At 69.6% G+C, this 11,487-nt stretch carries 8 protein-coding genes; 5 read left to right on the top strand and 3 right to left on the bottom strand.

Translation table 11 applies throughout. The annotated features are described in order from the left end of the window. Positions 1-276 precede the first annotated feature (276 nt). Both D7Y11_RS22255 and D7Y11_RS22250 read left to right on the top strand, forming a co-directional pair. The gene (locus tag D7Y11_RS22255; RefSeq protein WP_126934709.1) at positions 277-1,263 is read left to right on the top strand and encodes a zinc-dependent alcohol dehydrogenase family protein; all 987 of its coding nucleotides are present in this window, start codon (positions 277-279) and stop codon (positions 1,261-1,263) included. A 33-nt stretch (positions 1,264-1,296) separates the two neighbouring features. After that, entirely contained in the window at positions 1,297-2,061 is a 765-nt protein-coding gene (locus tag D7Y11_RS22250; protein ID WP_126934708.1) for a glucose 1-dehydrogenase, read from the top strand. Between the two features lie 34 nt (positions 2,062-2,095). On the opposite strand, the gene D7Y11_RS22245 is transcribed toward D7Y11_RS22250, so the two are convergent. Then, positions 2,096-4,645 (bottom strand): hypothetical protein, encoded by a 2,550-nt coding sequence (locus D7Y11_RS22245; protein WP_126934707.1) that lies wholly within the window; start codon positions 4,643-4,645, stop codon positions 2,096-2,098. Between the two features lie 207 nt (positions 4,646-4,852). Here D7Y11_RS22245 and D7Y11_RS22240 point away from each other — a divergent pair, with 207 nt between their 5' ends. Continuing rightward, entirely contained in the window at positions 4,853-5,584 is a 732-nt protein-coding gene (locus D7Y11_RS22240) for an SDR family NAD(P)-dependent oxidoreductase (protein WP_120597429.1), read from the top strand. Positions 5,585-5,928: 344 nt separating this feature from the next. Here D7Y11_RS22240 and D7Y11_RS22230 read toward each other — a convergent pair whose 3' ends face one another. Next, positions 5,929-7,080 (bottom strand): BMP family protein, encoded by a 1,152-nt coding sequence (locus tag D7Y11_RS22230; protein ID WP_126934706.1) that lies wholly within the window; start codon positions 7,078-7,080, stop codon positions 5,929-5,931. Between the two features lie 50 nt (positions 7,081-7,130). Between D7Y11_RS22230 and D7Y11_RS22225 the strand changes: the two genes are divergently transcribed. Further along, on the top strand, positions 7,131-8,708 hold the full coding sequence (locus tag D7Y11_RS22225) for a hypothetical protein (RefSeq protein ID WP_121752093.1): 1,578 nt from the start codon (positions 7,131-7,133) through the stop codon (positions 8,706-8,708). A 3-nt stretch (positions 8,709-8,711) separates the two neighbouring features. Here D7Y11_RS22225 and D7Y11_RS22220 read toward each other — a convergent pair whose 3' ends face one another. Then, positions 8,712-9,683 carry a hypothetical protein gene (locus D7Y11_RS22220; protein WP_121752092.1) on the bottom strand — a complete coding sequence of 324 codons (972 nt, stop codon included), beginning with the start codon at positions 9,681-9,683 and terminating at the stop codon, positions 8,712-8,714. Positions 9,684-9,761: 78 nt separating this feature from the next. Here D7Y11_RS22220 and D7Y11_RS22215 point away from each other — a divergent pair, with 78 nt between their 5' ends. Beyond that, complete coding sequence (locus D7Y11_RS22215) at positions 9,762-11,438, top strand: amidase (protein ID WP_126934705.1); 1,677 nt, start codon at positions 9,762-9,764, stop codon at positions 11,436-11,438. The last annotated feature ends 49 nt before the right edge of the window (positions 11,439-11,487 follow it).

The raw sequence follows: 11,487 nt of genomic DNA, 5'->3' as shown, positions 1-11,487 counted from the left end.
CCCTCCTCGCCCGTCCCCACCCGCCCCACCGCGGGGTCCATTTCAGAACCTGTGCAGCCCCCAGCGTCGTGGCGAGGCCCGATCGTCACCGACCGTCAGCCTCCTTCCTCTCGCGTCCGGGGGTGGACAGAGCGCCGCGTCCTCGGGACGGGAATGCAGGCGGAGCGGATCCATCCACCAGCGGATGCACACCGCGCGTGGCACCACAGCGCACGCTCGGCAGCAGGGCGGAAGGCGGTTAGGGTGGCGCCGCCTTCACAGCGCGGGAGCAATGCCATGAAAGCAGTGCGCTTCTCGGCCTTCGGGCCGCCTTCCGACGTCGTCCAGGTGGTGGAGGAGTCACCCGCGCCGCTGAAGCCCGGCGAGGCTCGGCTGGCCGTGCTCGCCACGCCCATCAACCCGTCCGACCTGCTCACCCTCTCCGGCGAATACGGCGTGCTGCCCAAGCTGCCCGCCACGCCCGGCAACGAGGGCGTGGGCCGCGTGGTGGAGGTGTCCGGCTCAGACACCGTGGCCGTGGGCGACCTCGTGTTCCTCCCGCTGGGCGCGGGCACCTGGCGCACCCACCTCACCGCGCCCGCCGCGCAGCTGTTGCCCGTGCCGCCGGGACTGGACCTGCTCCAGGCGAGCATGCTGCTCATCAACCCGCCCACCGCCTACCTGATGCTGCGTCAGTTCGTGACGCTCCAGCCTGGCGAGTGGGTGGTGCAGAACGCCGCCAACTCCGCGGTGGGCCGCTACCTCATCACCCTGGCGCAGGTGATGGGCCTGAAGACCGTCAACGTCGTGCGCCGCCAGGAGCTGGCCGACGAGCTCAAGGCCCAGGGCGCGGACGCGGTGCTGCTGGACACGGACGAACTGCCCCAGAAGGTGCGCGCGGCCACCGGCGGCGCGAAGGTGCGGCTGGGCATCGACGCGGTGGGCGGAGAGTCCGCTCGCCGCGTGGGCGACTGTCTCTCCACCGGCGGCACGCTGGTGAACTACGGCGCCATGAGCGGCAAGGGCCCCATGCTGTCCGCGGCGGCCAGCATCTTCAAGGACGTCACCCTGCGCGGCTTCTGGCTGACGCGCTGGCTGCGCGATGCCCCTCGCGAGGAGCAGAACGCCACGCTCGCGCGGCTGGCGGAGCTGATGGCCGTGGGCACGCTCCAGGCGCCCGTGGACGGCACCTATCCGCTGGAGCGCATCCAGGACGCGGTGAAGCGCGCGCTGGAGCCGGGCCGCAACGGGAAGATTCTCCTCACCCCCAACCCCACGGCGTGAAGCACCCGCCGTTCACATGAAGGAACGACGACCATGAAGCGAGTCGAAGGCAAGGTGGTCCTGGTGACTGGCGGCGCGGGGGGCCTGGGCGCCGCGTCCGCTCGGATGCTCGCGCGCGAGGGCGCGAAGGTGGTGGTCACCGACCGGCGCGAGGGCGAGGCCCGCGCGGTGGCGGAGGAACTGGGCGACGCCGGCCTGTTCCTCCCGCTGGACGTCACCCGCGAGGACCAGTGGGTGAGCGCGCTGGCGCACACGGTGGAGAAGTTCGGGCGGCTGGACGTGCTCGTGAACAACGCGGGCATGGGCATCGTGAAGGACGTGGAGGAGATGTCCCTGGACGAGTGGAAGTTCGTGCACTCGGTCAACCTGGACGGCGTGTTCCTGGGCTGCAAGCACGGCATCCGCGTGATGAAGGAGTGCGGGGCCAAGGGCTCCATCATCAACATCTCCTCCGTCGCGGGGCTCGTGGGCGTGCCGCAGTTCCCCGCGTACTGCTCCAGCAAGGCCGCCGTGCGCATGCTGTCCAAGTCCATTGCGCTGCACTGTGCCTACAAGGGCTACGGCATCCGCTGCAATTCCATCCACCCCGGCTACGTGGAGACCGCCATGGTGGAGGCGCTGGCCCAGGCCGGTGGACAGGCGGAGAAGACTCGCGCGCGCATGCTCAAGGGCATCCCCATGGGCCACTTCGGTGAGCCGGACGACGTGGCCAACGCCGTCGTCTACCTGGCGTCGGACGAGTCCAAGCTGATGACCGGCGCGGAGATGGTCCTCGACGGCGGCGCCACCGCGCAGTAGCGCGGCGGGCCTCCACTCCAGGCGCCCGGGGACATCACTCCCAGGGCGCCCCGAGCAGCTCCCCGAAGCGCATGCCCAGCTCCATGCGGCCCACCATCACCTGTCCCCAGGCGGTGGCCTGCGCGGCCCAGGTGGCGGGCGTGAGCCCCAGGGTCTCGAAGAGCTTCATCACGTCCCCGCCCTGCTGCATCGCCTTGATCATCCGCGCGTAGTCCACAATCGTGGGGAAGGCGGACTCCGGGAAGAGCACCTCGCGGTCCACGTCCTTCAGCGGCACGCGGGGCTGGAGCGTCACCAGCAGGCGCTGCGCATTCACGCGGGAGAGCGTCTCCTGCTGTTCGCGCTCCACCGCCTGCCGGGCCCGGAGCGCTTCGGCCTCGCGGCGCTGGGCCTCCAATTGGCGCTCCTGGTCGCGGCGGCGGGACTCGGCCACCTGTCGGTCGATGGCGCGCTGCCGCTCGCGCTCCTCGTCTTCACGCCTGCGCTCGCGGCGCTCGCGCATCATCCGCAGCGCGCTGTGCGTGTCGTCCAGGAAGTCGCGGTGGATGTTGGACTCCTCCGGCGGGGACGGCGTGGCGCGCACGCGCTGTTCGAAGGCGGGGAGCCACGACTCGAAGTGCTCCAGCTCCGCGTCCAGGACATCGAGGACGTGGACGTCGCGGGACTCCAGCCCGTTGCGCAGCGCCATGGCGCCCTTCGACACGGAGAGGGACGCCGTGCGCGGGCGCGTGCCCACCAGCTCCTCCGCCGCGTCCCAGAGGGCGCGCAGCCTCTTGGGGAGCGCTTCCACCGGGACGCGGTCCAGCAGCTGCTCCGTCTGGCGGTAGAGCCCTTCCGGATCCACGCGCCACCAGGTCTGGAAGCGCACGAGCGCGTCCGGCTCCACGTCGCACTGGTACTCCCACAGGCGGTCTCGCCAGGCGGCGAAGGCGGTGAGCAGGGGAGCGCGCTCGGCGGGATGGGACTGGAAGCGCCTCCACACGGCTTCGACGAACAGCTCGCTTCCGGTGAGGGAGCTCCAGGAACGCACCACGCGGGTCAGCGGCGCTACCAGGAGGTGCTGGCCCGGCCCTTCCCAGACGGCCATCAGCAGCCGGCCGAAGTGACCGGGGTCGGGGTGCTTCTCCGTGCTCGGGCGCTCCGGAATGAGGCTCAGGTTCCGGGCCCTGGAGGGGAACATGAGCAACGCCTCCAGCAGGGCCTCGCCGCTGTTCGGGTCGCGGGCCCAGTCGTTCAGCCTCCGCTGTTCGTCCACGCCCGAATGGTGGAGGAAGCGCGCGAACGAGGAGTCCTGGAAGCACTCGGTGCGGTCCTTCTTCGCGCCCCGGTCGATGGCGTGAACGGTCTCCTCCAGGAAGGCCCACATCGCCTCGGACTCTTCTTCCTCGGGGGGCTCGGGGTCGTCGCGGGGAGGCGTGGCGGCCCAGCTGAAGAAGTCGAGCGCGGTCTCCGCGGGCAGGTCGCTCAGCACCGAGCGCGCCCAGCGGGCCCAGCGCCGCTGGTCCTCCAGCCCCCATTCGCGGAAGGGGCGCCGCTTCGCGAAGGAGAGCAGCTCGTCCGCGAGCGACCCGACCGTGCGCAGCGACACGGTGAGCATCGCTTCCAGGGCGCCCTCGGGTGGAGGGGTGGGAAGTTCGCGGAGGACCTCCTTGGCGAAGGCCGCGTCCCCGTCCCGCTGCAGGCGCGTGAGCAGCCGGCGCGAGCCCCACTGACTCAAGGTGCGCCGCGCGAAGGCGGCGAGATCCGCATCGGAGGAGTCCAGCGCCTGGGCGACCTCCACCTCGTCGTGGAGACACAGCGCGCACTCGAAGCGGACGTCGGGGTCCATGCCATACAGGCCCCGGCGGAGCGCGGTGGAGACATTGTCCGGCGGCGCTTCGTGCGACGCGCGCACCCAGGCGACCGCGGCGCGTGAGGACAGCTCCGGCACGTCGAGCACGCCCAGGGCGAGGGTGCGGATCCGCTCGCGCTCCTCCTGGTTCAAACGGGGGGAGAGGCCGCTGCGCCAGCGCGTCATCGCGAGCATGGCCTCCACCGCCACGCGGCCCTCGCCGTGCAGCAGCTGGTTGCGCACGGAGTAGCGCGCCTCCTGCGACCAGGTGCCCTGATGCACCCAGGCGAGCGACGCCAGCAGGCGCAGGGTCGGATCCGGAGACTTGCTCGCCAGCCACTCCACCGAGTCCGGCATGGGACTGAAGGGCGCGAGCATCTCCTCCAGGGATGCCTCCTCGATGGGCAGAATCACCGCCCACGCATCTTCCAGCTCCCGCACGAAGCCGCGCTGGATGAGGAGGGGCTCGATGCGACGGGCGTCCTCCGCGAGGCGCTGCACCGCGCCCCACTGCCGTGCGTAGCGCGCCTCCAGCACCGCCACCTGGGCGGGCTCCAGCGCGGCGGTGCGGGCCGCCAGGGAGAAGCGGTCCACGCCGGACTTCACCAACGCCCGCGCGGAGCCATAGCGCTCCAGCGGGATGGCACCACAGAGGCAGTGAGGGCACGCGGCATCAGCAGGGATGAAGCGGATGCACCCGGGGCAGCGAACCTCCGCGCCCTGGCGCACGCCGCTGTCGAGCAGGGCGGACATGCCGTGTGTCTACCCCGGTCCGGGGGTGTCGCGCACGGCCCAGGCTTCACCCAGGTGCCCTGCCCCGCCAGGCCATGGCGACCGGGCAGTCCTCTCAGCAAGACTCGCCGTCAGGCCTGTGGGACCGGGTGCTCCACCGAGGATGAAGCAGGGGCAACCGCCAGCCGCTCCCAGGCCATCCGTATGTCATTCCAGGGAGACACACACATGGGCGCATTGGACGGGAAGATCGCGGTCGTCACGGGCGGAAGCACGGGCATCGGCTTCGCCATCGCGGAGCGCTTCGCCAGCGAGGGCGCGGAGGTGGTCATCGCCGGGCGACGGCAGCAGCGCCTGGAGGACGCGGCCGCGAAGATTGGCAGGGGCGCCCGCGGCGTCGTCACCGACGTGGGCGACGACGCGCAGGTGAAGCGGCTCATCGACTCCGTGCCGCGCGTGGACCTGCTGGTGACGTGCGCGGGCGGGGCCGTGTTCGGCGCGGTGGACAGCGTGCCCTCGCAGTCGTGGCGGGCCCTCTTCAACGACCGCTTCTTCGGCCAGCTCTCCGCATGCCACTACGCGGTGCCGAAGATGGCCCCGGGCAGCGCCATCATCCTGTGCTCCGGCATCGCGGGTCACACTGCGCTGGTGAACTACTCGGGCGGCGCGGGCCTGTGCGGCGCGGTCAACGCCATGGGCCGCTCGCTGTCCGTGGAGCTGGCGCCCAAGGGCATCCGCGTCAACGTCCTGTCCCCGGGGCTGACGCGCGACACGGACATCGACTGGGGCGTCCCGCCGGAGCAGGTCGGCGCGTTCCTGGACGCGCTCGTGAGCAAGGTGCCCCTCAAGAAGCCGGGCACCGTGCACGACATGGCGGACGCAGCGTACTTCCTCGCGACGTGCGCGTACGCCACAGGGCAGGTCATCGACATCGACGGCGGCTGGACCGCCGGGGCGTAGCGATCCGAAGGCCGAATGCGCCAGTGCCGGAGGAGCGATGAAAAAGTCGCTCCGATGAGCACGCCAGACGAAGCGCGACGCGCACTGGAGTCCGTCTACGCACGCGTGGAGACGCGTGCGGCGGACATCTCCGGCTCCCATGACGGGTGGCCCTGCCGCCGCGGGTGTGACCACTGCTGCCGCCATCTGGCCGCGCCGCTCCCCATCACGCAGCAGCAGTGGAGCGACCTGGAGGAATGGCTCCGGCAGCTCCCCGCCGAGACGTTGGAGGAGATCCGCACCTGCGTCGACGCCATGGCCCGTCAGGAGGCCCGTTTCCCAATCGTGCGAGCGGGAGCCCCTTTTCAGGGATTGGCGCCCGCCGTCCCGCTGGGCGCCGGCTGCGTGGGCACCTTCAGCTCCCCGGAGATGATGCGAGCCTTGAGCGCCTCCACCGTGCGCAGCGCCTCGTCCTTGCCCGGGAAGTCCAGCCGCACGGGAGCCAGCCCCATGCCGCCCTCCTTCAACCCGAGCGAGACATTCCCGCCCTGGAAGCGTCCCTGGCGCTGTTCGCGGATGGCCTCGTACACCACCAGGTCCACGTGCTTCACGACGGCGGACAGCACCGCCTCCGGCGCCAGGTGGGACGGGTCGGAGTCCACGCCAATCACAGACACGGTCTTGCCCGCCTCGCGCGCCTCCTTCACGGCCTGGATGGCACCCAGGCCGTCCACGCCGGCCGCCGCGAAGAGGACGTCCGTGTTCTTGAGCAACAGGTCCTGCCCCACCTGCTTGCCCAGGGCGAAGTCCGTGAAGCTGCCGGTGTAGTTCACCAGCACCGTGGCGTTCGGATTCGTCGCGGCCACGCCAGCCCGGAAGCCGGCTTCGTAGCGCTGCACCAGGGGAATCTTCATCCCGCCCACCATGCCCACCCGGCCCGTCTTCGTGACGAGCCCGGCCAGCGCTCCCGCGAGGAAGCAACCCTCCTCCTCGCGGAACACCACCGTGCGCACGTTGGGCAGCGTGATGACCCGGCCCTGCGCGTCCAGCAGCGGGCTGTCCACCAGCAGGAAGGGCAGTGAGGGATTGCGCCGGGCCACCGTCTCCACGGCGTTCTCCAGCATGAAGCCCACGCCCATCGCCAGCGACACGCGCTGCTCCGCGAGCAGTTGGAGGTTCGGCTCGTAGTCCTCCGCCACGCGGCTCTGAAGGACCACCGGCGTGATGCCCAGCGGAATCATCTCCCACCCGCGCGCGGCGACGTCCGGCGCCAACGAGTCCTTCCGCTCGGACGCGGTGGTGTCCTGATATCCAGCCTTCTCGTATTTCACCCCCCCGGCCCACAGCTCCAGTCCCCGCAGGGCGGAGTCGTTGAAGGCGTGGTCGCCCCGGCCCCCCAGCCCCAGCACCAGGCCGATGGCGGGCTTGGAAGGCGCGGCGGGCGCCTCCTTCTTGCAGCCAGTAGCGACCGCCAGCAGACACACGACGAGGGGGAGGATTCGGCGGCGCGGGCTCATGACGCCGCGTAATATATCATGCGGCTTCTGGCGCTCCCCCAGGGTGGACGATGCTCTACTACTTCAAGTGTCAGAAGTGCCTGAACACCAGCGGCATCTTCCTGGAGAGTGAGTTGCCGGGCGACATGCCGACGTGCAACCACTGCACGAAGGAAGGCGGCAGCAGCAAGGTCGACAAGCTGTCGACGATGGCCTTCTTCTTCGGCTGCTCTGACTGCAAGGGCCAATGGATGTACTCCGCGCCCAGCACCTACTCGGATGAGAAGGCGAACCGTCCGGACTGTCCAACGTGCGGACACAACCACTCCATCTTCTTCGTCCCGCTGACGACGGACGCCAACAAGGCCCAGAAGCGCAAGAAGGCCGGATTGCTCAACCCGGCGCGGCACGACGTCAGCGGCTCGCTCGACATCGCTCCGGACGCGGCGGTGCTGAACCTCAAGCGGCGGCGGCTGGACGACGGCTTCCAGGACGAGGTCCCCACCTTCAGCGTGAAGCCCGTGGAGGACGATGACGCCAAGGCGCGCATCGACACCGAGCGGGCCTACCAGAAGGTGAAGAGGCGGCGGCAGGACTACGACACGAAGTTCGGGGCACTGTCGAATGCACAGAACCCGAAGACGACGACCACGCACCCGGGCCGGGTGGTGTCACTCAACCAATACAAGACCCTGCTGACCCACCGGGAGACGGTCAACAGCACCAGCTATCCCCGGCTGAGCCAGTCCGCCCCCACGGTGGTGAACGCCGCGAAGATCGTCGGCCGCGACGCCGTCTGGGATTACCGCGAGCTGGGCCCCAACTCCTTCATGCGGCGGCTGTGCACGCTGCTCTACACCATCGACTTCGGCGGAGACTCGATGAACCCCGTCGAGCTCCAGGCCATGTGGGCGCACGGCTCGCTCTTCATCTCCTCCAACAACTACTCCTATGGGCTGGAGCTGGAGAACTCCCTGGGCACGCACGGGACGCTCAAGGCGCTGATTGGGCAGATCAAGATTGGCAAGACGGGCGCGGGGTCCATCAACTCCTCCAAGCGCAACCTGAAGAAGTCCCACACGGATCGACTGCCAGATTACAAGGCGGCCTTCGTCTCGAACACCGAGGCGGCCTATTCGGAGTACTTCCAATATCAATGGAAGTACATCTTCAAGCAGCTCCGGGCGTCGTTGAGCTGCGCGAACCACGAGCTCCTCACCATCACGAAGAACGGCGACGACTACACGGCCTGGACGGCGCCCGCGGTGGCTCCGGGCCGCGTCTACCTGGTCGTGCCGGAGCAGGGCCGCGGGACCTTCACGAAGAAGGACATCCACGCGGAGCAGATGTTCTATCCCATCCTCATGAACCTGGACGCGGCGGGACTGTTGAGCGAGTCATCCCCGGCGTTCATCGGTGGCGTGAAGACGCCCTGCCGGACCTGCTACGAGGTGCTCCAGGCGGCCTCCGGCGCGCTGGGCACCAAGCTCGTGCTGCCGACGGATGCCTCCGGACACTACTGGGAGGCGTCCGGCATGCACGTCCCGAGCACCGTCTTCCCGCCAGCCCATCAGACGATGGTGTTTGGCAAGCCGGGGTCGGACAAGATCTTCGACACGGAAGTGCCTCCGTCTCCCACGGGCCACTGACGCTCAGGCGTCATCGCCATACATGCCAATGGGGATCTTCGCCTTCACGGCCTCGATGACGGCCGCGGGGCACTTCGCCTCGGCCGCCGTCATGAGCGCCTTGGGCGATGCGTGGAGGGTGACGGCGCCCAGGGAGTACTCGACGAGCGGCACCGCCATCTTGCAGGTGGTCTTCAGGTAGAAGCGCAGGTCCAGAGCTCCCCGGATGGCCTCCACGGCGTCCTGGAGGGCAACCTCCGCCGTGCGCGCGTTGTCCGCCTGCTGATACGCAGTGATCTGCTGCTGGCTCAGCAGCTCCGCGTAGACGCCCAGGACGTGCTCGGGGAGGTAGTGCACCTGGGCCTCGCCGTAGGGGATGGAGGCCGCGTTCAGGTAGGGGGCCTTGATGACGCCGCTCGGGAACGAAGTGCCGTCCTCCAGGACGATGTTCCGCTCCACGCCGCGCTGCTTTCCGGTGGAGCTGACGTCGGGCCGGGTGCCATTCACCCGCTCCCGCATCTCCACGAGCTTCGCGCTGACCAGATCCCAGGTCCCCAGGGTCTTCCCATTGGCCTGCGGCGCCGCGGTGCGGGGGAACTGGCCGGGATACCGGCTTTCGAGGACGTTCTTGGTGGGCAGCCCCAGGTCCCCCTTTCCCCAGCCAGCGAGCTCCGCCTGGTTGCTGATGACCACCCCCGGGCACTTGAAGGAGTCGTATTCCTGGATGGGCAGCCCCTGCAGCACGGTGAACGCCGCGTGCCAGTAGTTCTTGTCCAGCGATGGCTCCACCGCGTCGATGCCCAGGTGGTAGTATTTGTACCTCGGGTGGATGTTGTATTTGATTTCATCCTCCACCCGCCGCGTCTTGCGGATGCAGAGCACCCGGGCGAACTCGGTGCGGATCCGCTCGGAGAGGGTGGCGACGCTCGCCTGACTCTCCGTCTTGGACAAGTGGTTGAAGCGCTTCAGGCGAGTGCCTCTGGCAATCTTGGGCATGACTTGAATCTACGGGTTGTTTCAGGCGCAGGGAACGACCTGATGCGTGGACGTGCATGGGGTGTAGGCTCGGGGGCCATGACCTACCGACGCGCTCCGGTGAAGGCTCCGCGACTCTCAGGCATGGCCCTCAAGGCCATGGTCAACACGCTGGAGCGGGGCGGCGTGGGCCCGGCGCTGGTGGAGAAGTTGATGCGGGACAGCGGCATCGAGCCGTGGCGAGAGCTGTCCGCTGGCGATGCTCCGCCCATCCAGTATCCGCTGCCTCCGGGTGCGCCGCCTTCCGAATCACAGACACCGGTGGAGCAGGCCGCGCGCGCCGCCGCCGCGTCGCCCGTGACGCCGAGGCAGGAGACGGTCGCGGCGTTCGCTCGCGCCTACCGGGACGGGAGCACGGATCCGGTGGCGGTGACGCGCAAGGTCCACGAGGCGATTGAACGGCTGGACGGCGGCGCGGACCGCCTGGGGCTCTTCATCGCTCGCAAGCCGGAGGAGGTGCTGCGGGCCGCGGAGGCGTCCGCGGAGAGGCTGCGCGCCGGAATGCCCTTGAGCGTGCTCGACGGTGTGCCTGTCGTCATCAAGGATGAGCTGGACCTGGCGGGCTTCCCCACGACGCTGGGCACCACGTTCCGCACCGAGCTGGCCCAAGCCGACTCCACCGTGGCCGCCCGGTTGAAGGCCGCGGGCGCGGTCATCCTGGGCAAGGCCAACATGCAGGAGATTGGCATCAACCCCATCGGGTTGAACCCGCACCACGGCGCCGCGCGCAACCCGTGGAGTCGGGGCCATATCACCGGAGGCAGCTCCAGCGGCTCTGGGGCCGTGGTGGCGGCGGGACTGTGCCCGGTGAGCATTGGCGCGGACGGCGGCGGCTCCATCCGCATCCCCGCCGCGCTGTGCGGCATCGTCGGGCTCAAGGCCACCTGGGGCCGCATCCCGGAGACGGGCGTGCCACCGCTGTGCTGGAACGTGGCGCACGTAGGCCCCCTGGGCCTCACCGTCGACGACGTCGCGGCGGCGTATGCGATTGTGGCCGGACCGGATGGACACGACGTCGTCGCCCGGCAGCAGCCTCCGCATCACCTGTCTGGCTATGAAGACGGCGCGTTGAAGGGCGTGCGGATGGGAATCTGCACGCCTTATTTTGAAGACGCGGACGCCGACGTGGTGGCTCGCTGCCGCGAGTCCGTGCGCGCCCTCACCGACGCGGGCGCCTCGGTGGTGGAGTTGCCCGCGCCGGACCTGAACACGATTCTCTGGACGCACAGCTGCATCATCCTGAGCGAGATGGCGGAGGCGATGCTGCCGCAGGTGAAGGCCCGCGCGTCGGTGTTCGGGCTCGACTCGCGCACCAACCTGGCGCTGGGGCGCCACTTCCGGGCCACGGACCTCATCCACGCGCTGCGGCACCGGCACCGGCTGACCCGCGAGCTGCTGGCGCTCATGGCGGACGTGGACGTCATCGTCACGCCCACGACGGCGAGCACCGCGCCCGCCATCCCCGAGGCGACGCTCCCCGCCGGCGAGTCGAACCTGCCGGTGGTGGACGCGCTGATGCGCTTCATCCGCCTGGCGAACCTCACCGGCTGCCCTGCCCTCTCCGTGCCCGCGGGCTTCGACCGCGCGGGCCTGCCCGTGGGCGTGCACCTCATGGGGCGCCCCTACGAAGAGCACCTGCTGCTGCGCCTGGGCCGCGTGGTGGAGCGCGCGAGCGAGCGCCGCACCCCGGGCATCCACGTCAACGTTCTGCCCTGATCGGGGCAACTCCTTCTCTCACTTCCCGATAACCCTTCTCGAACCGCGA

Source organism: Corallococcus sp. AB018 (assembly GCF_003986945.1).
Lineage (GTDB): Bacteria > Myxococcota > Myxococcia > Myxococcales > Myxococcaceae > Corallococcus > Corallococcus exiguus.
The sequence above is the reverse complement of the archived record's forward strand: the minus strand, read 5'-3'. Positions and strand labels throughout refer to the sequence as shown.

Excerpts from the sequence above, each read along its gene's own strand:
- D7Y11_RS22255 (WP_126934709.1), top strand. The coding sequence starts at position 277 with ATGAAAGCAGTGCGCTTCTCGGCCTTCGGGCCGCCTTCCGACGTCGTC.
- D7Y11_RS22230 (WP_126934706.1), bottom strand. The coding sequence starts at position 7,080 with ATGAGCCCGCGCCGCCGAATCCTCCCCCTCGTCGTGTGTCTGCTGGCG.
- D7Y11_RS22225 (WP_121752093.1), top strand. The coding sequence starts at position 7,131 with ATGCTCTACTACTTCAAGTGTCAGAAGTGCCTGAACACCAGCGGCATC.
- D7Y11_RS22240 (WP_120597429.1), top strand. The coding sequence starts at position 4,853 with ATGGGCGCATTGGACGGGAAGATCGCGGTCGTCACGGGCGGAAGCACG.
- D7Y11_RS22250 (WP_126934708.1), top strand. The coding sequence starts at position 1,297 with ATGAAGCGAGTCGAAGGCAAGGTGGTCCTGGTGACTGGCGGCGCGGGG.
- D7Y11_RS22215 (WP_126934705.1), top strand. The coding sequence starts at position 9,762 with ATGACCTACCGACGCGCTCCGGTGAAGGCTCCGCGACTCTCAGGCATG.
- D7Y11_RS22220 (WP_121752092.1), bottom strand. The coding sequence starts at position 9,683 with ATGCCCAAGATTGCCAGAGGCACTCGCCTGAAGCGCTTCAACCACTTG.
- D7Y11_RS22245 (WP_126934707.1), bottom strand. The coding sequence starts at position 4,645 with ATGTCCGCCCTGCTCGACAGCGGCGTGCGCCAGGGCGCGGAGGTTCGC.